General features: G+C 54.7%; 18 protein-coding genes. 9 read left to right on the top strand and 9 right to left on the bottom strand.

Features of this window, described 5'->3' with window-relative positions; translation table 11 throughout:
- Nucleotides 1-63: 63 nt before the first annotated feature.
- The 3 genes from fhuA to hrpB all read right to left on the bottom strand — a co-directional run bounded on the left by fhuA (nt 64) and on the right by hrpB (nt 8,080).
- Complete coding sequence (gene fhuA, locus GW590_RS13195) at nt 64-2,286, bottom strand: ferrichrome porin FhuA (RefSeq protein ID WP_169403511.1); 2,223 nt, start codon at nt 2,284-2,286, stop codon at nt 64-66.
- Nucleotides 2,287-2,720: 434 nt separating this feature from the next.
- Nucleotides 2,721-5,348, bottom strand: coding sequence for a bifunctional glycosyl transferase/transpeptidase (gene mrcB / locus GW590_RS13190; RefSeq protein ID WP_169403510.1), 2,628 nt, complete (start codon nt 5,346-5,348; stop codon nt 2,721-2,723).
- Nucleotides 5,349-5,641: 293 nt separating this feature from the next.
- Complete coding sequence (gene hrpB, locus GW590_RS13185) at nt 5,642-8,080, bottom strand: ATP-dependent helicase HrpB (RefSeq protein WP_169403509.1); 2,439 nt, start codon at nt 8,078-8,080, stop codon at nt 5,642-5,644.
- Between the two features lie 193 nt (nt 8,081-8,273).
- Here hrpB and thpR point away from each other — a divergent pair, with 193 nt between their 5' ends.
- From thpR to panD, 9 genes are all read left to right on the top strand, one after another.
- Nucleotides 8,274-8,822: an RNA 2',3'-cyclic phosphodiesterase gene (thpR, locus tag GW590_RS13180; RefSeq protein ID WP_169403508.1), complete on the top strand. Its 549-nt coding sequence runs from the start codon at nt 8,274-8,276 to the stop codon at nt 8,820-8,822.
- 16 nt (nt 8,823-8,838) lie between these two features.
- Nucleotides 8,839-9,546 (top strand): DNA/RNA nuclease SfsA, encoded by a 708-nt coding sequence (sfsA, locus tag GW590_RS13175; protein WP_169403507.1) that lies wholly within the window; start codon nt 8,839-8,841, stop codon nt 9,544-9,546.
- A gap of 336 nt (nt 9,547-9,882) precedes the next feature.
- On the top strand, nt 9,883-10,338 hold the full coding sequence (gene dksA / locus GW590_RS13170; protein ID WP_169403506.1) for an RNA polymerase-binding protein DksA: 456 nt from the start codon (nt 9,883-9,885) through the stop codon (nt 10,336-10,338).
- Between the two features lie 176 nt (nt 10,339-10,514).
- Nucleotides 10,515-11,390 carry a tRNA glutamyl-Q(34) synthetase GluQRS gene (gene gluQRS / locus GW590_RS13165; protein ID WP_169403505.1) on the top strand — a complete coding sequence of 292 codons (876 nt, stop codon included), beginning with the start codon at nt 10,515-10,517 and terminating at the stop codon, nt 11,388-11,390.
- Nucleotides 11,391-11,534: 144 nt separating this feature from the next.
- Nucleotides 11,535-13,103 carry a polynucleotide adenylyltransferase PcnB gene (gene pcnB / locus GW590_RS13160; RefSeq protein ID WP_408014937.1) on the top strand — a complete coding sequence of 523 codons (1,569 nt, stop codon included), beginning with the start codon at nt 11,535-11,537 and terminating at the stop codon, nt 13,101-13,103.
- On the top strand, nt 13,100-13,579 hold the full coding sequence (folK, locus tag GW590_RS13155) for a 2-amino-4-hydroxy-6-hydroxymethyldihydropteridine diphosphokinase (RefSeq protein ID WP_169403503.1): 480 nt from the start codon (nt 13,100-13,102) through the stop codon (nt 13,577-13,579). The genes pcnB and folK overlap by 4 nt, the downstream gene beginning before the upstream one ends.
- Before the next feature lie 260 nt (nt 13,580-13,839).
- On the top strand, nt 13,840-14,634 hold the full coding sequence (panB, locus tag GW590_RS13150) for a 3-methyl-2-oxobutanoate hydroxymethyltransferase (protein ID WP_169403502.1): 795 nt from the start codon (nt 13,840-13,842) through the stop codon (nt 14,632-14,634).
- Nucleotides 14,635-14,695: 61 nt separating this feature from the next.
- Nucleotides 14,696-15,550: a pantoate--beta-alanine ligase gene (gene panC / locus GW590_RS13145; RefSeq protein WP_169403501.1), complete on the top strand. Its 855-nt coding sequence runs from the start codon at nt 14,696-14,698 to the stop codon at nt 15,548-15,550.
- A gap of 98 nt (nt 15,551-15,648) precedes the next feature.
- On the top strand, nt 15,649-16,029 hold the full coding sequence (gene panD / locus GW590_RS13140) for an aspartate 1-decarboxylase (protein WP_169403500.1): 381 nt from the start codon (nt 15,649-15,651) through the stop codon (nt 16,027-16,029).
- 38 nt (nt 16,030-16,067) lie between these two features.
- Here panD and GW590_RS13135 read toward each other — a convergent pair whose 3' ends face one another.
- From GW590_RS13135 to GW590_RS13110, 6 genes are all read right to left on the bottom strand, one after another.
- Complete coding sequence (locus GW590_RS13135; protein WP_169403499.1) at nt 16,068-16,640, bottom strand: DUF1120 domain-containing protein; 573 nt, start codon at nt 16,638-16,640, stop codon at nt 16,068-16,070.
- Nucleotides 16,631-19,012 (bottom strand): fimbria/pilus outer membrane usher protein, encoded by a 2,382-nt coding sequence (locus GW590_RS13130; RefSeq protein ID WP_169403498.1) that lies wholly within the window; start codon nt 19,010-19,012, stop codon nt 16,631-16,633. Before GW590_RS13130 ends, GW590_RS13135 begins: the two co-directional genes overlap by 10 nt.
- 29 nt (nt 19,013-19,041) lie before the next feature.
- Nucleotides 19,042-19,749 (bottom strand): fimbria/pilus chaperone family protein, encoded by a 708-nt coding sequence (locus GW590_RS13125; protein WP_169403497.1) that lies wholly within the window; start codon nt 19,747-19,749, stop codon nt 19,042-19,044.
- A gap of 127 nt (nt 19,750-19,876) precedes the next feature.
- Complete coding sequence (locus tag GW590_RS13120) at nt 19,877-20,572, bottom strand: DUF1120 domain-containing protein (protein WP_169403496.1); 696 nt, start codon at nt 20,570-20,572, stop codon at nt 19,877-19,879.
- Between the two features lie 535 nt (nt 20,573-21,107).
- On the bottom strand, nt 21,108-21,878 hold the full coding sequence (locus GW590_RS13115; protein WP_169403495.1) for an ABC transporter permease: 771 nt from the start codon (nt 21,876-21,878) through the stop codon (nt 21,108-21,110).
- Nucleotides 21,878-22,801: an ABC transporter ATP-binding protein gene (locus GW590_RS13110; protein WP_169403494.1), complete on the bottom strand. Its 924-nt coding sequence runs from the start codon at nt 22,799-22,801 to the stop codon at nt 21,878-21,880. Before GW590_RS13110 ends, GW590_RS13115 begins: the two co-directional genes overlap by 1 nt.
- Nucleotides 22,802-22,840: the final 39 nt, after the last annotated feature.

The raw sequence follows: 22,840 nt of genomic DNA, 5'->3' as shown, positions 1-22,840 counted from the left end.
CAGTCAGTAAGCCGGGTACAGCGTTATGCTGCCCCGGCCAGATAGTGCGAGGTGTTGGCTCTATCAGAAGCGGAAGGTTGCCGTGGCGACTACCTGACGATCGCTGCCCCAGTAGCAGGCATAATCGCGATAGCAGCTGGCAACATATTCACGGTTAAGCAGGTTGTTGACATTGACGCCCACCGAAGATCCCGGCAAGCCAAAGCGTCCCAGATCGTATTTGACCATGGCATCAACAATGGCATAGCTCGCCACATTAAACGGCTTGTTGGTATCGTCACCGCTGGTGTAGAAGCTGGAGGTCGCACCGACATAACGCACACCGGAGCCCATAGTCAGACCACTCAGTGCTGTTTCGTGGAAGGTATAATCGGCCCACAGCGACGCCATATTCCGCGGCACTTCTACCGGACGTTGCCCCTGATAATTGGTATCGTGGGTGTATTTCGCATTGGTAAAGGTATAAGAGGCGATAACATTCACATTGGCATTAACCGCAGCTTTTGCTTCCAGCTCCAGCCCACGGGAGCGGATCACCCCGGACTGTACGCTAAAGGACGCATCAGAAGGATCGACGGTGATGTTGTTATCTTTGGTTAACTGGAATACCGCGGCGGTCAGACTGATCGGTTGATCATGCGGAATATATTTCACACCGGTTTCATATTGCTTGCCGTGTGATGGCGCAAAAGGCTGGCCAGCCTTGGTAGAACCCGTTACCGGTTCAAAGGACTCACTGTAGCTGAAATAAGGTGAAATACCGTTATCAAACAGGTAGTTCAAGCCGCCACGCCAGGTAAACTGATGGTCTTTGTTCTCAGCGGTATCACCGGAAGAACGCGTCAGGGTCGAGGTTTTCGCTATGTCATAACGGCCACCGGCGGTCAGGATCCAGTGTTGCCACTCCGCCTGATCCTGCATATACAGGCCGGTTTGCTCCTGACGGTTAAGAATATTGTAGGCGTAATAGAGATTGCTCTTATCGCTGCCATACTGCGGATTAAGCATATTCAGATCGGCAGCCGTACCGTAGTCGGCGTCGATGTCATTACGCATGCGCATATAATCCACGCCCATCAGCAGGGTGTGATCCACGCTGGCGGTAGCAAATTTCGCCTGCGCCTGGGTATCGACATCAAAGTTGCTCAGGTTCTCGTTGGACTGCACGTAGGCGCGATTCAGGGTCGCCGGAGCGGTATAGCCATTGCCGTAGAACCCAATATATTGGGTTTGCAGCTTGGTATAGCGCAGGTTCTGACGCACGGTCCAGGTATCGTTAAAGCCGTGTTCAAAGCTGTAGCCAACCATTTTCTGATTGCGCGACATTTTGTTCACTGCCTCACCGTCGTTAAAATCCGTCGACAGTTTATGGGCATTACCTGCGGCATCGTAGTACGGCACCACTGTGCCCTGACGCGGCAACCAGCCATAGAAACCGGCGTCCGGCTCATTCTGGAAGTTGCTCAGGAAGGTAAAGGTGGTCTTATCATCAGGATGCCAGCTAAAAGAAGGGGCAATGGCATAGCGTTTTTCTTTGCTCATCACCTGCTGCGTATCCTGGCTATGCGCCACCCCGGTCAAACGGTAGGAATAGACACCCGCATCATCAATAGCATCACTGAAGTCAAAGCCGGTCTGATAGAGGTTATCGGTACCCATTTTAAACTGCACTTCATGCAACGGCTCAGTGGTTGGGCGCTTGCTAACCATGGTGATCACGCCACCCGGATTGCTTTTACCATACAGCACCGAAGCGGGGCCACGCAGCAATTCAACACGTTCCAGGAGATAGGGGTCCATGGCGACTTCTGAATAGTTGTCCCCTTGCAGCTTGATACCGTCGAGATACTGATTGGTATTGACCGAGGTAAAGCCACGGATGGCAACGGCATCAATAGTGGTGGAACTGCCGCGACTGGCGAAAACGCCGGGGGCGTAGTTTAGCGCTTCTTTGACCGTGGTTGGCTGGCGAGTATCCATCTCTTCACGCGTCACCACCGAAATCGACTGCGGTGTTTTAACAATCGGCGTATCGGTCTTGGTGCCAGTAGCACTCTGTTTGGCGGCAATGGTCGGCGCAGGGCCCCATGCCGACTCTGGAGCAACATTGGTGGTGCTGTCGCCGACAACGGTGATGGTGTCGTTTTTAGGCGCGCTGGCAGAGGTCGTTGCTGCCGAAGCCTGAAATACCAGACTGCCGATCGCCGCAGCAACCGTTAATGCCAGTTGATGAAATTTAAAATTCACCGGGCCGTTTTTCACAGAAAGCGTGCGCTTAAAAGCCATTTTTTAGTCTCTGGATAAAGTGTAATGAGAATGTAAACGATAATAGTTATTATAAAGGCCGCATAATAGTCGCAACTGTAAGGAAACTGCAAGAGCATTTACCTTAAGCGGCGACAGCGAGGGGAAAATGTTTCCATACCTTGTTTGTGGTCAAAAGAAGTGCAGAAAGCGGAGAATAAAAGGGCGGTGAGTGGATAAAAAAACAGCGCGATAGCCATCGCGCTGCGGAAAATCGCTTTGAATCACGCAGAAGACCGCTAAAAACAGCGGTCTCAGACTGCTGACAAAGTCCGTTATTAGGGAGAGTGCACCGTTGGGGTCGTAGCGGGCTTGCCCGCCGGAGCGCCCCTAGGTGTGCTATGCCCGGGTATCTCGATCATCAAGACGACTTTGTCATCAAACTCAGACCGCTGAAAACAGCGGTCTTGCCACGATTATTGGCCGAACATGTCTTTTATCCAGCCAGCAACACCGTTACTGTCTTGTTGCTGCTGTTGCTGCGGCTGTTGTTGTTGCTGTTGTTGCGGTTGCTGCTGCATTGGCTGCTGTTGTTGTTGCTGCAACTGTTGCTGCTGCGCCTGTTGATAAGCCGCCGCCTGCGACGCCTGACACAATTGCTGCGCATCGTCAGTCCACACCGGAATAGTGCGCAAGCCACCGCCATTGAGTAATCCACCGCCACCGTTACAGATAAAGTTTCCGCTATAGTCGATGTTCATCATGCTGACATCGTCGGGAACCTGCAGATTCAGTGGCATTGGGGTGATATTGCTCAGATAGCGGCTATAAAGCGCCAATGCCCCGGTGGACCCCCACAGTTTCGACGGTCCGTTGTTGTCACGGCCGACCCAGGTGATCGCCACCTGGTTGCCATCGATACCGGCAAACCAGCTATCGCGCAGTTCGTTCGAGGTACCGGTTTTCGCCGCCAGATGCAGGTTGGGATATTTCACCGCCAACGCCCGCGACGTACCTTCGGCCACTACCTGCTGCATGGCATACATGGTCAAATACGACGCTTCAGCCGGGATCACCCGTTCTGCCTGCGGATAGCTCTGATACAGCACCGAACCGTCTTCGGCAATCACCGAACGTACCGACGACAGCGGTGCCTTATTACCGCCACTGGCGATAGTCTGGTACTCCTGCGCCACTTCCATCGGCGTCAGGGCAATAGCCCCCAGCAGCATGGACGGTGTCTGGTTCAGCGACTCTTTCGGGATACCAAGGCTAATCAAGGTCTTGGTAATATTGTCCAGCCCGACGGCCATACCGAGGTTGACCGTTGGCACGTTCATTGACCGCGCCAGCGCATCAACCAGCAACACCTGACCCCGATACTGATTATCATCGTTGTGTGGCGACCAGGTCTGACCGTTGGATAACTTGAGCGCCAGTGGTTGGTCGGCCAGCACTGTATTGAGGCGGTACTTATTCGGATCGCTGAGCGCGGTCAGATAGGTGGCAGGCTTGGCCAGTGACCCAACCTGTCGACGAGCCTGCATGGCGCGGTTAAAGCCGGCAAACTGCGTTTCGGCACCGCCAACCATAGCGCGAATTTCGCCGGTATAACGGTCCACAATGACCATTGCCGTTTCAATATCGGGAAAACCGCTTTTCTTGCGCAGTAAAGGGACACCTTCTTCTACCGCTTTTTCAGCCCCGTCCTGAGCAATAGGATCCAGCGTGGTGAAGATTTTCACCCCCGACAACCCGGCGATCTTGTCGCCCAGTTTCTGCTGTAGCTCCTGACGCACCATCTGCATAAACGCCGGCTGAGGAGCGATCACCCCGCCCTTCGGCTGTACGCCTAATGGACGCGCACTCAGCATGTCATACAGTTCCTGATCGATAATGCCCTGGCTTTGTAGCAAGCGCAGCACCAGATTGCGTCGTTCCAGCGCCACCTGCGGGTTACGCCATGGGTTATACAGCGAGGCGCCTTTTACCATGCCGACTAACAGCGCCTGCTGATCGAGACTGAGTTCATTGACCGGTCGACCAAAGTAATAAAGGCTGGCCAGCGGGAAACCGCGGATCTGATCCGATCCACTTTGTCCGAGATAGACTTCGTTCAGATACAGCTCGAGAATGCGATCTTTGCTGTAGCGACCGTCCATCAGCACCGCCATATAGGCTTCGCGGGCTTTACGCCACAGGGTGCGCTGATTGGTCAGGAACAGGTTTTTCACCAGTTGCTGCGTCAGCGTACTGCCGCCCTGCACCGCGTGACCGGCGGTGACATTGGCGACAAAAGCACGTCCAATGGAGTACGGGCTGATGCCATCATGCTCGTAGAAATGACGGTCTTCGGTGGCGATCAGCGTTTGCACCAGCAGATCCGGGAAACCGGCGCGCGGCACAAACAGCCGCTGCTCGCCATTGGGGGACTGCAACATGGTGATCAGGCGCGGATCGAGGCGGAAAATACCGAAATCTCGTTGGTTATCGAGGTTTTTGATTTCAGACAGCTGATTGCCTTTAAACACCAGTCTGGCGTTAATCTGCCCCTCTTTGCCGTCCGGGAAATCAAAAGGACGACGCAACAGGTCGATATTACCGCCTTTGACGCTAAATTCACCCGGACGAGTGATGCGCGTTACCTGACGGTACTGGGTACCCTCAAGCAGGTTGACCATCTCTTTGGTGGTATAAGAGGATCCCGGCTCCAGCGTCACCATACGGCCATATACCGCCGCGGGCAGTTGCCAGACTTTGCCGTCAATACGACTGCGGATCTCGGAGTCAAGATAGACACCATAGGCCGCCATTATGATGACAAAAATGATAAACAGCTTAATTAACAGTCGCAACCAGCCGCGCTTTTTACGAGGCTTTTTGCTTTTGGCTGCCTTGGCCGGCTTGGCCTTACGGGTCATACGCGACTCCTCGCGTGCTGCATTTTCTCTAACATCATCTTCATCTTGCTCATCATCGCCCTGATAGTCATAACGCGGCTCTTTTTCGTCATCGTCCTGACGACGCACAAAACGCCCGCGTTTGGGCTTGGGGGGTGAAGGTTTGCCTTTACGGCCAATCGGCTCGCGATCATCGCCAGACATACTTAATCTCCGTCAGACCCGGCTTTATAAAAAACATACCGGATGCTATTTCTTGCTATTTAGATAATGGCCATGGGTCAATGTCCCAGCGTAACTGAAGCTGCTGCCTGAGCGGCAACCTCCATTACCTGGGGTAACGTCGTTATCCGACGGTTTACCCTGCGCCTTTGGTCAAAATAAGGGCTGTGTCAATAAACTGGCGCTTACTCTGTGCTCCGCCTTTCTTCTGGCATAGAAGAAAGGTCTGAAAATTCTGCTGTTTTTTCGATTCTGTACCGCAGTCGTTCAGAACATTATTGATATTTTTTCGTTCTGCGCGTCGGCACCGCCTCGGCGGGATTATCCGGCCAGGGGTGCTTAGGGTAACGGCCTTTCATCTCTTTTTGAACCTCTCGATAAGCCCCTTGCCAAAAGGTCGCCAGATCGCTGGTGATCTGTAACGGACGATGCGCCGGTGAAAGCAACTCCAGCACCACGGCAACGCGCCCCTCGGCCAGCATCGGGCTGGCGGCTTCACCAAACATTTCCTGCAAACGGACCGAGAGTACCGGCGGCTGGTCGCTATGATAGCGGATTGGCAATTTGCTGCCAGTCGGCACGCTATAATAAGCAGGTAAAGTTGTCTCCAGACGCTGGCGCTGACTCCAGCTCAGCAGGCGCAGCAGTGCCGGCGCCAACTCCACTTGCTGCAATGCCCGCAGGGTGCGGACACCACTGAGGGAAGGCAGCAGCCACTGTTCCAGTGAATCGAGCAGGCTTTGATCGTCCATCGCTGGCCACTCACCTTCCGCCAGCCATTTGCTGGCGCAAATCATCCGCGTTCGCCATTGTTCAGCCTCGGTTGACCAGGTGAGAACCTGTAATCCCTGGGCACGTACCCATTCCAGCAATGCCTGCTGAAGATCGGCATCGGCCGGTTTGGCCAGCGGTTGCGCCTTTAATACCAGACGCCCGATCTGCCAACGTCGCCAGGCGCGCAGCGTGCCTTTTTCTTCATCCCACTCCACGGCAGTCTGTTCTTTGACCTTCTGCGGCAAGCGGGCGGCAAGCTGGCTGGCGTCAAGCGTCATCGCCAGCAGAATCCGCGCATCCGGGCTGTTATTACCCTGCAACAACTGCGGGACTACCAGCCAGGACGCACGACTTAAGGCATCGTCCTGCGGCAGCGAAGCACCGAGGCCATTGGCCAGCAAGTAGCGCCCCTCCACACCCCGGCGTTCGGCGATCCTGTCGCTAAAGGCTTCGGCCAATAACCAGGGGGCCAGCGCGCTATCCACCTGGCCGTTACTGCGCGACAGTCGCTGACTTAACTGCCGGGCGCGGCGCTGCCAGTGCGGCTGCGGACGACTGAGCCAATAATCGATATCCGGCTGACCGCCGCGCGGCGGTTCTTCCAGCAGGGCGACCAGCAGGGCCGCCGTGGCCAGCGCATCGTCTCCCTGACGCTGGGCCTGCACCAGCATGGCTGCCAGCCGTGGGTCGCACCCCAGACGCGCCATATTACGCCCGAGGGCATTCAGCTTGCCCTGCGCATCCACCGCGCCGAGCGAGGCCAGCAACTGCTGCGCCACGCGTAATGCCACTGCGGGCGGCGTATCCAGCCAGGTCAGCTGTGAGACGTCGTGGCAGCCCCATTGCAAAAGATCCAGCCACAGGCCACTGAGATCGCTATGTAATATTTCGGCTTCGCTTTGCGCACTGGCGCGCTCCGCCTGCTCTTTACTAAACAGGTGCCAGCACTGGCCCGCTTCGAGACGACCGGCGCGTCCGGCGCGTTGTGTCATCGCCGCCTGGCTGACACGCTGGGTCACCAGCCGGGTCAGACCGCTGCGCGGGTCAAACTGGGCGCTGCGTTCCAGCCCGCTATCCACCACCAGGCGAATGCCCTCAATGGTCAGGCTGGTTTCGGCAATATTGGTCGCCAACACCACTTTGCGCCGGCCGGCCGGGGCGGGCTGAATGGCCTTTTGCTGTTGCTCAAGCGACAAGGCGCCATATAGCGGACAGAGGTCGACATCATCACTCAGCCGTTCGCTCAACTGTTGCTGGGTGCGAGTAATTTCGGCTACGCCCGGCAGAAACAGCAGCATCGAACCGCTGTTCTCGGCCAGCAAGCGGCCAACAATGCGCGCCACGCCCTCTTCCAGGCGCTCATGGCTAGCCAGCGGCAGATAGTCACGGCTGACGGCAAAGCTGCGTCCCTCGGAAATAATCACAGGTGCGGCGGGTAACAGAGGCGATAAACGGGCATTATCCAGGGTGGCCGACATAATCAGCAGGCGCAGATCGTCGCGTAACCCCTGTTGCACATCCAGTAACAAGGCCAGCGCCAGATCCGCCTGCAGACTGCGTTCATGAAATTCATCGAGGATCACCAGACCGTAACCGCCAAGTTCGGGATCCTGTTGCAGCATTCGGGTGAGGATCCCTTCGGTCACCACCTCCAGCCGGGTCTCTGCGCCAATTTTTGATTCGGCGCGCATGCGGTAACCCACGGTCTGCCCGACAGACTCTCCCCGCTGCTGCGCCAGCCGCCAGGCCACGCTTTTTGCCGCCAGACGGCGGGGTTCAAGCAGCAGGATCTTGCCGGTAACAATCCCCGCGTCGAGGATCTGCAAAGGTAACCAGGTAGATTTCCCGGCGCCGGTGGGCGCATGCAGTAACACCTGCGGCGCCTGTTGCAGGGCAGCAATAACTTGATCCAGTACGGCGGCGATGGGCAGTGAGGACACAGATTCTCCATGATGATTCATTATCAACGGCGGCTATTGTAGCCTAGCGTCCGCGGGATACGAGAGACAAACCTTTCGCCAGGCCATTGCGTCCACCCTTGGCCGGGCAGAGAAAAAATTGTCGCCGGGCGGCAGGAATTGTAGCATTCCGGGGTCTCGTTACGACGAGCGATAATACACTCAAGGAAAAATCATGCCTGAAGCACGTCGTCTGTTTTTTGCCCTGGCCCTGCCGAAGCCACTGCAGCAGCAAGTCATCACCTGGCGCGCCGAGAGTTTTGCTGCGGATGCCGGACGACCGGTGGCGGCTGCCAATCTGCATATGACGCTGGCGTTTTTAGGTGAAATCAGCGAGCAGAAGGCCAGCGTATTGACTGATATCGCCTCGCGGATACAGTCACCCGCTTTCAGTATGCAGCTCGACGACCTGGGACACTGGCCGCGCCCTGGCGTGGTGTGGCTTGGCACCCGGCGGGCACCGACGGCGCTGTTGCAACTGGCCTCGTTATTACGCTCCCATGCAGCGCGCAACGGGTGCCATCAATCGACCTTGCCGTTTCATCCGCATATTTCGTTGCTACGCGGTGCCACGCAGCCGCTGGCGCTGCCGGCATCAACGCCGCAATGGACGCTGACCGCCGCCGATTTCGGGCTGTATGAATCGCGTTTCCATCAGGGCCGCACTCGCTATCAATGTCTGCACAGCTGGCCATTGGTCAGCTCCGCCCCTTCATCTTGTTAAGCAGAGAGCTGATTTGATGCAATTTTCGCCGCCACTGCAATCTGCCACGTTGATTAAACGTTACAAACGTTTTCTTGCCGACGTGGTCACGTCCGACGGGCAACAATTAACGTTACACTGCGCCAATACCGGTGCCATGACTGGCTGTGCCACACCCGGTGATACCGTCTGGTATTCCACCTCGGCGAATGTGAAAAGGAAGTATGCCCACAGTTGGGAATTGTCTGAAACGCAAACGGGGGATTGGATCTGCGTGAATACCTTACGCGCCAATCAGCTGGTGCGGGAAGCCATTGAGCAGCAGGCCATCGCCGAATTATCCGGTTACAGTAAACTCAGCGGCGAAGTGCGCTATGGCTCGGAAAATAGCCGTATAGACTTGTTATTGCAGGCAGATAATCGTCCTGACTGCTATATTGAAGTGAAATCTGTCACGCTGCTGCAACAGGGACGTGGTTATTTTCCTGATGCAGTTACACTGCGCGGACAGAAGCATTTACGCGAATTACAGGCAATGGCAGCACAGGGGCAGCGAACAGTACTTTTTTTCGCTGTATTGCATTCAGGCATTGAAACTGTGACTTCTGCACACCATATTGATCCCCGTTATGCTGAATTATTGACGCAAGTGCAGCAACAGGGTGTTGAAGTGATATGTTACGGTGCCAGGCTTTCTGCCGAGGGGATCTGGCTGACCAAATCATTACCACTGCTCCCTCGCTAAACGATTGCGGATAGCGTTCAGATAACATAAAAGAGGCAGTTGATAAGCCTGGCAGGCGCTTACTCAGCTAAGTTGGCAAAAAAAGGTCCTGCAGCCGTAACCCTGCACTATGAAAAATTAACAGCTCGTCATGAACTTGTTGTAAGTGATGGACTCGTAGTACTCGGAATTGAAGTTGTCAGCAGCTAAAACGGTTTGGTGCGGATACGCTTTCCTTCACACCCTTGTCAAGGGGTTGTGAGGAATAATTGCCAATCTCGCTTCCTTCTGGTATTTATAGCGGCCTGATTTTTTCCCCCGTTGGGGATCGATAGTGCGTTATGTAGGAGAAGCATCATGCAAGAAGGGCAAACCCGTAAAACCTCGTCCTTGAGCATTCTCGCCATCGCTGGTGTGGAGCCGTATCAAGAGAAGCCAGGCGAAGAGTACATGAACGACGCCCAGCTGACCCACTTCAAAAAGATTCTTGAAGCATGGCGCAATCAGCTCAGGGATGAAGTCGATCGTACCGTTACGCATATGCAGGAAGAAGCAGCCAACTTCCCTGATCCGGCAGACCGTGCCACTCAGGAAGAAGAATTCAGCCTGGAACTGCGTAACCGCGATCGTGAACGTAAGCTCATTAAGAAGATCGAGAAGACGTTGAAAAAAGTGGAAGACGAGGATTTTGGTTTTTGTGAATCCTGTGGCGTAGAGATCGGTATTCGCCGTCTTGAAGCACGTCCTACCGCTGACTTGTGTATTGACTGTAAAACGCTGGCAGAAATCCGCGAAAAGCAGATGGCTGGCTAAGTTACGGGGTCTGTACCCTAAGTTATTGGCGTTGCAGCATGCCTGCAAGCGAGCGAATCCCGATGAACTTACCTGCGTAAGTGATTCGGGTGAGCCAGCACAGAGGCAAGGTCAACAACGAGGGGTATATTGTGGTGTGCTCTGCACACCTCGCTCCACCAATGAATCTTCCTGTTATGCTCACATCCTCCTATATTGGCCGTTTTGCTCCTTCCCCCTCAGGCGATCTCCATTTTGGTTCACTGATTGCCGCACTTGGCAGCTATTTGCACGCCCGTTCGCAGGGTGGACAATGGCGTCTGCGTATTGACGATATCGATCCGCCACGAGAAGTCCCCGGCAGTGCCCAACGTATACTGATGACGCTGGAACGCTATGGTCTGGAGTGGGACGATGAGGTGGTATGGCAATCACAGCGCCACGATGCCTATCGCGAGGCGCTGGCCTGGCTGCATCAACAGGGTAAAAGCTATTACTGCACCTGTAGCCGACAACGCATTGCGGAGTTGGGGGGCATCTATGACGGTCACTGTCGCAATGCCGGCCATGGCCCGCAACATGCCGCCATTCGCATGTACCAGACCCTGCCGGTCACCCATTTTCACGATCAGTTACAGGGAGAATGTGTCGCCGATGACCGCCTCGCCATGGAAGATTTTATTATTCGCCGTCGAGACGGCCTGTTTGCCTATAATCTGGCGGTGGTGATTGACGATCATTTTCAGGGCGTGAATCATATTGTGCGCGGTGCCGACCTGATTGCCCCTACCCTGCGTCAGCTATCGATGTATCGCCACCTGCAACTGCCACCGCCGCAGTATGCGCATCTGCCGGTGGCCTGTAATGAGCATGGCGACAAATTGTCCAAGCAAAATCATGCGCCGCCGCTGCCAGCGGGCGATCCGCGGCCGGTGATGGTACAGGCACTGATATTTTTAGGACAAACCTTGCCAGAAAGCTGGCAGGATTTGACTTTACCTTTATTATTACGCTGGGCAGTCGCGCACTGGTCGTTAGATAACGTCCCACGTCATCGCCCGACCGGCCAATAGCGTGCAAAGTGCAGCAACCACAGCCAATAGCGCGCTAACTTGAAATATGAACGGCATTCGCCATTCTCAAAGTAGCCCTTGTGAGCTATGATTAGCCGCTGTTTTAGGTTGCGCCATTTTTATCCGACACTATCGAGGTGTACCATTTTTACCCGAGTAGCCAATTTTTGCCGTAAGGTGCTAGTTCGTGAAGATAAAATCATTCGTGAAGAGAAGCCTGTTCACGATGATAAAGGACACCGCGATCCCATCACTTCGCCAGAAGCTGAACCCGTGAAGGCTAAAGCGTACGAGCATCGTGAAAGACGCAGCACGCATCGCCAATCGCCACGCGCACAGCAAGCGCCGCACAAATCTGTGAGCAAACACAGTGCAACGTCAACTGACACCATGACCGTAGTCCCGCGCGATAGCCATAGTATTTCGCGCCGAGATATCAGCGACAATGCGCTGAAGGTCCTCTATCGCCTGAATAAGTCCGGCTACGAAGCCTATCTGGTCGGCGGCGGCGTTCGCGATTTATTGCTGCACAAAAAGCCAAAAGACTTTGATATCACCACCAATGCGACGCCAGAACAGGTCCGTAAACTGTTCCGCAACTGTCGCCTGGTAGGTCGCCGTTTTCGTCTGGCTCATGTGATGTTTGGCCCTGAAATTATCGAAGTCGCCACCTTCCGCGGCCATCATGAGCAGCTTGAGGAATCGGAAGACAAAAACCTTTCGCAGCAGGCACAGAACGGTATGTTGCTGCGCGACAATATCTTCGGTTCGATCGAAGAAGATGCCCAGCGCCGCGACTTCACCATTAACAGCCTGTATTACAGCATTGCCGACTTTACCCTGCGCGATTATACCGGCGGGATGAAAGACTTGCAGGACGGCATTATCCGTCTGATTGGCGATCCGGAAACCCGTTACCGTGAAGACCCGGTACGTATGCTGCGCGCCGTACGCTTTGCTGCCAAACTGGATATGACCCTCAGCCCGGAAACCGGCGAGCCTATTCCTCGTCTGGCCAGCCTGTTGCTGGAAATTCCCCCGGCGCGGCTGTTTGAAGAGTCACTGAAAATGTTGCAGGCTGGCTATGGCTTTAGAACCGCGCAACTGCTGCGTGAGTATCAACTGTTCCAGCCGCTGTTCCCGCTGATTGCTCGCCATTTTACCGAACACGGCGACAGCCCGATGGAGCGCATTCTCGATCAGGTACTGAAGAATACCGATCACCGCCTGCAAAACGATATGCGGGTCAATCCGGCCTTCCTGTTTGCCGCCATGTTGTGGTACCCGGTGATTGAGCACGCCCAGAAGCTGGCACAAGAGGGAGGCCTGACCTATTACGACGCCTTCTCGCTGGCCATGAACGATGTGCTTGATGAGCAGTGTCGCTCGCTGGCCATTCCGAAACGTATTACCACGCTGGTTCGCGATATCTGGTCGTTGCAGCTGCGCCTGTCTCGCCGTCAGGGCAAACGTGCGCACAAACTGATGGAACATCCTAAATTCCGTGCCGCTTTCGATCTGCTGGCCTTGCGTGCCGAAGTGGAACAGCATCGCGAACTGCAAAGCCTGACCCAATGGTGGAGCGAATTCCAGGAAGCCACGCCGGTATCGCAAAAAAGTATGCTCGGCACCCTGGGTGATGATGTTGCACCACGTCGCAACCGTACGCGCCGTCCGCGCAAACGCGCACCACGCGCCGGTAGCGGTCAATGATTCGGGTCTACATTGCGCTAGGCAGCAACCTTGCCAAGCCTGTAGACCAGGTAAATTGTGCGCTGGAAGCTCTGGCGCACCTTCCCCGTACTCGTCTGGTGCAAACCTCCTCGTTTTACCGCAGCAAGCCGCTGGGACCACAGAACCAGCCGGACTATCTTAATGCGGTCGTAGCACTCGACACCCAGCTACCCGCCGATGAGCTGCTCGACTGTACCCAGGCGATTGAACAGAATCAGGGGCGCGTGCGCAAAGCCGAACGCTGGGGACCTCGTACGCTGGATCTTGATATGTTGCTGTACGGCAATAGCGTGATCGCCAGCGATCGTCTGATTGTTCCCCATTACGATATGAAAAACCGCGAGTTTATGCTCTATCCGCTGGCGGAAATCGCGCCAGACCTGGTGTTCCCCGATGGTGAAAGCCTGCAACAACTGCTGCAGCGCGTGCCGCTAAATGGCCTGACCCGCTGGTAAGCGTTATTTCTGCCTGGTCGCTGCCCGGTGGCCATTGCTCGTGATTTTATCGGCCTCGATCAATAGAATTTGCATCTCTTGCCCTTTCTCCTTTTTAACACTTGCAGCCGCTTCCTTAAATGAGTATACCCAAGCCTGATTAAGTGGTTCTTGAGGTGTGCGATAACTCGCAACTTGCCTCAACGGGCTACTTGGTTTATTGACCTTCCCGTAGAATACCCGCCTGGTATTTTGATCGTTGACAAGGCTGAGAGATTAAGATGAAAGCGACAACCATGAGTCAATTGCGCCAATGGAAGCAGGAAAAACACAAATTTGCGACCATTACCGCCTACGATGCCAGTTTTGCCCAACTCTTTGCAGAACAGGGGATCCCTGTAATGCTGATTGGCGACTCGCTGGGTATGGTAGTGCAAGGCCATGACTCCACGCTGCCGGTAACCCTTGAGGACATTGTTTACCATACCCGCTGCGTTCGCCGTGGCGCACCGAAAGCCCTGCTGCTTTCTGACCTGCCCTTTATGAGCTATGCCACGCCGGAGCAAACCTTTGACAGCGCGGCGCAACTGATGCGCGCCGGAGCCAATATGGTCAAGCTGGAGGGTGGCAGTTGGCTGTGTGACACCGTGAGGATGCTCACCGAGCGTGCCGTACCGGTTTGCGGACATCTGGGGCTGACGCCGCAGTCGGTGAATATCTTTGGCGGCTACAAGGTGCAGGGCCGCGGAGAAGCGGCGGCTAACCAACTGTTGCAGGATGCGCTGGCGCTGGAACAGGCCGGGGCGCAGTTGCTGGTCCTCGAATGTGTGCCGGTTGACCTGGCGCGTCGTGTCACCGAAGAGCTGAGTATTCCGGTGATCGGTATCGGCGCAGGCAACGTAACCGACGGTCAAATACTGGTGATGCACGACGCCTTCGGCATTACCGGTGGCCATACGCCAAAATTTGCCAAGGATTTTCTGGCCGAAGCCGGCGATATCCGCGATGCCGTTCGTCTGTATGTTGATGAAGTGGCGCAGGGTTTGTACCCGGGCATTGAACACAGTTTTATGTAACGCATCGCTATCCCGCAGTCATTGGTGTCACCGCTGATGGGGATAACTACGAGGTAATATCATGTTGATTATTGAAACTATCCCGCTGTTACGTCGGGAAATTCGCTTTTACAAACAGCATAACCAGCGTATTGCGCTGGTGCCCACCATGGGCAATTTGCATCAAGGACACCTGACGCTGGTTGACGAAGCCAAGGCGCGCGCCGATATTGTCGTCGTCAGCATTTTTGTTAACCCGATGCAATTTGAACGGGCCGACGATCTGGAACGTTACCCGCGCACCTTGCAGGAAGACTGTGAAAAACTGATCAGTCGCGGCGTGGACCTGGTGTTTGCCCCGACCCCCGCAGAGATTTATCCCAAAGGTCTGGCAACCCAAACCCAAGTTGATGTCCCTGGTCTGTCCACCATGCTCGAAGGGGCCAGCCGCCCAGGGCATTTCCGCGGTGTGTCGACCATTGTCAGTAAGCTGTTTAATCTGGTGCAGCCTGACGTTGCCTGTTTTGGCCAAAAAGACTATCAACAGCTGGCGCTGATCCGCGCGCTGGTAGAAGATATGGGGTACGATCTGGAGATCGTCGGTGTGCCTATCGTGCGGGCAAAAGACGGTCTGGCGCTCAGTTCACGCAACGGCTATCTGACCGCCGAAGAGCGTAAACTGGCACCTCAGCTTTATAAAATCATGAACCACGTGGCTATGCGCCTGACTCAGGGTGAGCGACATATTGAAGAGTTGCTGGCAGAATGCGCACAGATGTTACGTGAAGCAGGTTTGCAGCCGGATGAGCTTTTTATCCGCGATGCCAAAAACCTGCGTGATTTATCGGTCGACAGTACGTCGGCAGTGATCCTGATGGCTGCCTGGTTAGGCAAAGCCCGATTGATAGACAACCAGGAAGTCGATTTAACCCTCTAGGGTTAAACAAAACCCAAGATGTTATCCCCTGACTGCCGACAGTCAGGCGACTAAGCCGGGATAACGCAGTAAAAATTTACTCGTAAAGGTATATCGCTATGGTACGCACAATGCTGCAAGGTAAATTGCATCGAGTCCATGTGACACACGCTGATTTACACTATGAAGGTTCTTGCGCCATCGATCAGGATTTCCTCGACGCTTCGGGGATCCTGGAATATGAAGCAATTGATATTTACAACGTGACAAACGGTAAACGTTTCTCCACCTATGCCATTGCCGCCGAACGCGGTTCACGCATTATTTCGGTCAACGGGGCGGCCGCTCACTGCGCCAGCGTCGACGATCTGCTGATCATCTGCTCGTTTGTGCAAATGTCAGATGCCTCTGCCCGCCAGCATCATCCCAATGTTGCCTATTTTGAAGGCGCAAACCAGCTAAGACGCACCGCTAAAGCGGTACCGGTTCAGGTCGCCTGAGCCACCTTTCCGCCAGCTTCTGGCTGGCGGAAAGCCGTTTACCGCCACGATCCCGGAGCAACAAGCGATAGCCGCAGGTGGGCTTCACTTGATTGCAAACCGCTCGCGGCCAACGGCAAGAGCTGCGGCTCAAACTCCAGCCATAACACCAGTAATCGACCGCTGACCTTTTCCGGCAGCCTGATCTCATCTCCCGCCAGTAGCTGATTTGCCGTTTCCCGGCTGCCACCCTGCGCATTAAACAAAGACAGCGCCACCGGCGAACCATCCAGCATCGCCTCCTGTACCTCGACCTGTAAACGCCCCTGCTCACCGTAGGCAATAGTAGTACGGCCTCGATCCGCGGACGTAATATGCAACGCCATCGACCGAGGGCGAGGGCAGCTAATGCGCACCTGAATACGGCGGCGTCCTGGCGTGAGATAATCACCCCGTGAGCTGCCATGCAGCTGCGCCAGCGAGCGGACGCCATAGTCGAGAGTGGTAGCACTGGTGGCTAACACACAATCGTCAACGACAGGAAGAGGCGGCAATAACGGCCTGGCGCCAAGGGGAGCGCTAACTGCCAGCAGCATCAGCATCCCTTGCTTCAACGCAGATGTTACTGACATACGGGGCTCCCGGTTTCAAACAATTTTCCCTCTGGCGGGATCGCGGGCAAATCGAGCAACAACCGGCAGCTGCCGCCATCCGGCGAGTCGACAACCAGGCTCATGCCGGGCTGCGCGTTCATAATAAAGAAACTGCCGTCGTCCGCGGTCATGGCCATAAACTGCTCCTGTTGATCAAATACGCTGGCACCTTCAGGCAAAGGCTGCCCGGCAGGAGTCGTCGCCTTGATCCACACCCGTCTGGTTTTCATCACGTTAAAATTAACCTCATTGACCGCCCCCCGGCCAGCATCGGTGTATTGCAGGGCATTATCAATATCCCGGCTGCGTTTAAGCTTGCGAGTATCGACCTGGATCAGGCTGCGCCGATAGGCACCCAGGGCGGGCAATACCGCCACTCCCTGACCGTTGGTCCAGGCGGGACCGTACGGGGTATCCAGCCGCACCCCCGGCTCCTGGCCGACGCGAGCAATGCCCAGGGTGTCGCCGATGGCCGAAGGAGATAACAGCCACTGTCCCTGATACCAGAGCCCGGAGCCTTGCAGGTGGATCGCCGCACTGCGATCATGCTGGCTGCCCAGTGTCATATTACCCGCAACCCGCATACGGGGATTGAAGCTATCAAATCCGGCGGCAAACTCAGTGCGTCCCAAACGGCTGTTGCGTTCGCTGGCAATATTCCAGCTGCGTTCCTGATTTTGACTCTGGCTATAGCGAACGCCGCTGCGCGCGCCGCGACCACTGTCGCTATGCCAGGCATTAAGCTGGCCAGCATTTAATGGCAGACTTAGTGAGAGATAAAAACGGTTGTCGTTGCCGTGGCTACCGCCATGATGACGTTCAAGGTTCGCCCCCAACACAGCCCGCCCCATGCGCCGACTCCAGCCCAGACGGACGGTATTGATATCGCGACGACCGCTAGCCTGGCTTCGACTCCACGACAACGCCAGGCTACCGGTTGCCGTATGCGACCAGTTCACCCCGGCACCCAGTTGCTGGCGTGCCCCACGATACTGCTGGTGAACATCAGCAATCTGCACTTCGCTAAGCTCACGATAACCAGCCGTTTGCCGACTGAAGTTAAGCATTAGTCCGATACGTGGCGTCAGCGCATGGCTGGCAAAGGTGGTCATCGACAGCCCACGATGGTGGTATTGCCGCTCGTCCGCCCCCCGTAGTACCGCGCTCACCCGCGTGTTCTGCCGCGGGGTGATATTGATACTGGCCGCCGCAGCCTGGTAGTCGGCGCTGGCAAGCGCGCCCACCGAGGTATCAATACGGCGGGTCAAGCCCCAGCCCAGCCCGGCAGTGGTTAACCAGGGCGAGGTTCCTCTCCTTGGTTGCTGTAGACGGCCTATCCCCAGGGACAACCCCTGCACACCCGGCGCGGCGGCCACCAGAAACTCGCTGGCAGAGACACTGAATTGACGGACCTCACCGTGACTGCCGATCACCTTGACCAGCAGATCGCTCTGACTATTGAGCAGGGAAAACCCGCTCAATGTAAAAGGACCGGCAGGCACGGTAGTGCTGTAAAGCAGAGCCCCCGATTGACGCACCTCAACCACCGATTGCGTATCGGCGATACCTTCAATCAGCGCGGCACTTTCCCCCTGGCGCTGCAAGGCGGTTTCCGGAAATATTTGCATTCCGAACACCTGGCCAGAACCAAACAGCGAATTGACCAGGTTCACCTGCCCGGCCTGAAAGATCGTTTTTTGCCGCTGGAAGCTGCGCTGCAGATAGGCAGCCTGATGCTGCCAACGATTTTCTCCCTGAAACGCGGTCAGCGTTTGCCGACTACGCATAATCCAGCCCTGATGATTGGCCCCTAATACACTGGCAAACTGGCTAAAAGAGAGATCGCTGTTGTGACTCGATGAGGTCAGATGATTGAGATCGTAATTGAGCATCGCTGCCGTTCCCTGCTGCTGCCAATCACGCTGTTCTGTCGCGTCGTCGATCAGCGCATCCGTAGGCACCACCAGCTCGATACGGGCCTCTCCCGGCAGCGGTGTGACGGTGGCTGACGGAAACTGTTGCCGGAGATCAACACAAAAATCCGCCTCATTCTGCGCCCGCCAGGGCACAGCAATCTGCGCCTGACGCAACGCCCCGGCATTAAGACAGGGCATGCCCGCATGATCGAAATTCAGCAGCCGGTTACCACGGTCAATACCGTTGACCCACAGCTTGACGCGGGAGGGACCCGACATAAAACGCGCTGGCGCGCGAAACCACTCGGCGGTTTTGCCATCCACCCCGCGAGCGCTCAACATGGCCGCGTCAAATTCAACCTCGTTTTCCGCCAGGCGATCCTCGGCCTGTAACAGTGGGCTAAAGCCGGGCATGGTCAACAGACTCAGTGCCATATAGATACGCCGCCAGAGTGCACGACCGGTCACGACAAGGGCGCATCATAGTTGTCTACGGAAAAGCCCCAGGTGGTGGCAGGAGAAAGCCGCACTGCGCGCATACTACAGTGATCCCTGACGCTGCCGGGGGTCAGCGTCAATTTTTGGCCAGGTAATACATAGGCCTGCGGCAGTGCCCAAATTTGCTGGCAGGGAAGTGCCAGCACCGACTGCGACAGGCGCACAACATAGGGCGAAGGATTACTGACCACCAACCCCGCATCACTGGCCTGCCAGCGCAAATGTTTCCAGGGAGCAGGATCTTTCTGCAAACCTGCGGGGCGAATAATCAGTGGCAGATTCTGGCGCACCGTCATCCGCACTTCATTTTTGCCGCGTGTTTGCGGCGGGATCCCTTCAAAAATGACCCGCTTGAGTCGCTCGGTTTTCAGCGGTGTTTCACTGGTCAGCATAAAACGTATACGCTGCGTTTTTCCCGGCTCTACCCGCGTGGCAGCCGGGGTGACCATCAGCAATTTTTCCTGATCACCGACAACATCCTGCAGGCGGGTCAGCATTAGCACCGGCCAGGCATCGGTATTGACCAGGTTAATGGCCCCTTCCCCGCTGGATTCTTCCACAATTACCACCGAGGTTTCGGGCACCACGCCGCTTGCCCGGCACAAGCCGCTCAACAACAAGAATAACCACCATCCCAAGCGCTTATTTTTTATTCGAATTAATGCGTAGATCATCTCTTCAATCCATTGAATCTGTTACCTGCCGTGATGGCCACGGCTGCTTGATGGGCAAACGGCATAAAAATAAATAAAAGTACCTGGCCAGCTCCGCCAGATACTCTGCTTTTCAATAATACGGAGATTAGAGGTAGACCATTTCCAGGGTACTGAGGCCATCAAGACTAATCGGCTGCGTCATATCCAGCTCACTGCTTTTGTTGACGTATGCCTCTACCCCCAGAGTGGCGCTCATGGTTCTGAAAGCCACGGGCAGTTGGTTGCCGACGCTGGCCCAGGAGGTATAGAGATCAGCGGAGTGGTAGAGCATCAGCCCCAAACTGTCCGCCATCCAGGTGGTGCCTTTATCCCGGCTGGTAATAACGGACGCTGGTGCGCCATCCACCAACAGGCTCGCCTGTTGAATTCTCATGGAATAGCCACCAATCAGTTTTTCCGAGGCGGTACCGAGACCACCGGCAAATGCCCCGACACCAAATAGCTTGATTTCGCTCGGTGTCTCGCCATAGCCGGTGACACCTTCAGTCCCCACCAGCGTGCCCGGACGACCATTGGTGGGTTTGATGGCAACTTTGGCCGGAGCATCACAGTTAATGGTGATGGCAGTGGTAATTTCGGGTAATAACGTGTAATTCGTCGAGCTTAGGCTTTTGATTTGACCAAAATCGACCGAGCCGTTGCGGGAAAGTGTGGGCGTACAGGCCGTCGGCATAATGGTACCGGTGACTTTCAGATCCACGCTGTCTACTGCCCAAAGGGGCGTCGATGAAGCCATTAACACAATTGCCGCGCTCGCAGCGCTTTTAACATGCTTTATCACGTAAATTTCCTCTATATCCTTGAGACACAGTAATATCACCCCGACCAATTAAAATACCGGGCAGGTTAGATGTGCTATCGGTAATAACCAATGAGCAGCTCGGAAAAACAATTATCTGCCTCCGAGCGTGCTGCATTTACGCGAGCATAGTAGCTGACACCTAGACAATATTGAAACAAAACCGAAAAGCAAAACCTACCCAATCATGCAACATGATTCAGATGAAAACATAATAAAAACAATGTATTAAATAAAACTCATTCTATTAAATAAATGTTAATAATCATATTTGACTCAGGGTTTCTTCAGGCTGGACATGAAAATAAAAAGCCCACAGGTTATTTGACGTGCAACATTTAAATCTGGATATTAATTACAACTGAGATTTTTAGCCAAGAAAGTAATTAATTGCTCTTGCGGATTATAGATTTAATAAAACATGGCAGCAGAACAATAAGGGATAGCGAGGGAGTAAAAATGACCTGACAGAGAAAACATGGCGCTCGATCGACATTGGCCGAGCGCCATTGGCAGATTAACTTCTTAATCCACGGCCACGTTCAATCAGATACCAGGCAAGCAGATAGAAAGCGACAATAAAGGCCACCAGCACCGCCATGGTAAAGACCAGCGGCACATCCGAAATGCCCAGAAACCCGTAGCGGAAACCGCTAATCATATAAACGATAGGGTTAAGCTTGGAGATCGCCTGCCAGATCGGTGGCAACAACGTCAGGGAATAAAAGACCCCGCCCAGATAGGTCAATGGCGTCAGCACAAAGGTCGGGATCAGACTGATATCATCAAAGGTGGTGGCAAACACCGCATTTAATAAGCCGCCCAACGAAAAAAGGATCGCGGTCAATATCAGCGTACAGGCAATCACCCACCAGGAATGGATCTGCAGAGGCACAAAGAACAGTGAAATAATGGTCACCAGGATGCCGACGCAAATGCCGCGCGCCACACCACCGCCGACATAACCGGCAATCACCACATGGGTCGGCACCGGGGCCACCAGCAGTTCTTCTATATTGCGCTGAAATTTGGCGCTGAAAAACGAGGCGGCAACGTTAGCATAGGAGTTGGTGATAACCGCCATCATGATCAAGCCAGGCACGATAAACTGCATATAGCTAAAGCCATGCATATCACCAATCCGCGAACCGATCAGATTACCGAAGATCACAAAATACAATGACATGGTGATCACCGGTGGCACCAGGGTTTGCACCCAGATACGTCCGAAGCGGTTAATCTCTTTCATCCAGATACTTTTCAGGGCCACCCAATACAGTTGCGACATTATTTTTTATCCTCACTGCCATTTACCAGGGTGACAAACAGCTCTTCCAGACGGTTGGCTTTATTGCGCATACTCAATACCTGCACACCCTGCTTGCTTAATTGACTAAACAACGAGTTCAGCCCCTGCTCACGCATCACTTCCACTTCCAGCGTCGAGGTGTCGATCAGGCTGTTCTTATAGCCATCAAGCTGCGGCAGCGCACTTTTTGGTGCCAAATCAAGCACAAAGGTTTCTGATTTCACCTTGGATAGCAGCGCTTTCATCGAGGTATTTTCCACCAGACGGCCATACTGGATAATGCCGATATTGCGGCACAGCATCTCGGCTTCTTCCAGGTAGTGGGTGGTCAAAATAATGGTGGTACCTTGTACGTTCAGCTCTTTCAAAAAGCCCCACATGGAGCGGCGCAGTTCAATATCTACACCGGCGGTTGGCTCATCGAGAATTAACAATTTTGGTTCATGCATCAGCGCACGGGCAATCATCAACCGGCGCTTCATCCCACCGGAAAGCATTCTTGAACGCTCATTGCGCTTGCCCCAGAGATCGAGCTGCGTCAGATACTTTTCTGCGCGCGAGATGGCCTCTGAGCGCTTGACGCCGTAGTAACCGGCCTGATTGACCACCACCTGCATCACAGTTTCAAAGGGGTTAAAGTTAAACTCCTGCGGTACCAGTCCCAACTGGCGCTTGGCATTAACAATATCCTTATCAATATCATAACCAAAAACCTGAACCTTGCCGGCAGACTTGTTAACCAGCGAACTGATTATGCCTATCGTCGTGGATTTGCCGGCACCGTTAGGCCCGAGCAACGCATAGAAGTCGCCAGCCTCGACCCGCAGATCAATACCGCGTAAAGCTTGCACACCACCTGCGTAAGTTTTGGTTAACTTCTCCAGTTCTAATGCGTATGTCATAAGTGAAGTCTTACCTTGTTTTCGATGTTTGGTGATCTT

Origin of the sequence: Rouxiella aceris (genome assembly GCF_012933545.1) — a bacterium.
In the GTDB taxonomy this organism is placed as follows: Bacteria; Pseudomonadota; Gammaproteobacteria; order Enterobacterales; family Enterobacteriaceae; genus Rouxiella; species Rouxiella aceris.
Note: the sequence above shows the minus strand (reverse complement) of the source record. Positions and strands in the feature narration are given on the sequence as shown.

Coding starts and splice junctions, on each gene's coding strand:
- thpR (WP_169403508.1), top strand. CDS start 8,274: ATGCCTGAAGCACGTCGTCTGTTTTTTGCCCTGGCCCTGCCGAAGCCA.
- fhuA (WP_169403511.1), bottom strand. CDS start 2,286: ATGGCTTTTAAGCGCACGCTTTCTGTGAAAAACGGCCCGGTGAATTTT.
- GW590_RS13125 (WP_169403497.1), bottom strand. CDS start 19,749: ATGATCTACGCATTAATTCGAATAAAAAATAAGCGCTTGGGATGGTGG.
- folK (WP_169403503.1), top strand. CDS start 13,100: ATGATTCGGGTCTACATTGCGCTAGGCAGCAACCTTGCCAAGCCTGTA.
- panC (WP_169403501.1), top strand. CDS start 14,696: ATGTTGATTATTGAAACTATCCCGCTGTTACGTCGGGAAATTCGCTTT.
- GW590_RS13135 (WP_169403499.1), bottom strand. CDS start 16,640: ATGTCAGTAACATCTGCGTTGAAGCAAGGGATGCTGATGCTGCTGGCA.
- mrcB (WP_169403510.1), bottom strand. CDS start 5,348: ATGTCTGGCGATGATCGCGAGCCGATTGGCCGTAAAGGCAAACCTTCA.
- panD (WP_169403500.1), top strand. CDS start 15,649: ATGGTACGCACAATGCTGCAAGGTAAATTGCATCGAGTCCATGTGACA.
- GW590_RS13110 (WP_169403494.1), bottom strand. CDS start 22,801: ATGACATACGCATTAGAACTGGAGAAGTTAACCAAAACTTACGCAGGT.
- sfsA (WP_169403507.1), top strand. CDS start 8,839: ATGCAATTTTCGCCGCCACTGCAATCTGCCACGTTGATTAAACGTTAC.
- panB (WP_169403502.1), top strand. CDS start 13,840: ATGAAAGCGACAACCATGAGTCAATTGCGCCAATGGAAGCAGGAAAAA.
- dksA (WP_169403506.1), top strand. CDS start 9,883: ATGCAAGAAGGGCAAACCCGTAAAACCTCGTCCTTGAGCATTCTCGCC.
- GW590_RS13130 (WP_169403498.1), bottom strand. CDS start 19,012: ATGGCACTGAGTCTGTTGACCATGCCCGGCTTTAGCCCACTGTTACAG.
- GW590_RS13115 (WP_169403495.1), bottom strand. CDS start 21,878: ATGTCGCAACTGTATTGGGTGGCCCTGAAAAGTATCTGGATGAAAGAG.
- gluQRS (WP_169403505.1), top strand. CDS start 10,515: ATGCTCACATCCTCCTATATTGGCCGTTTTGCTCCTTCCCCCTCAGGC.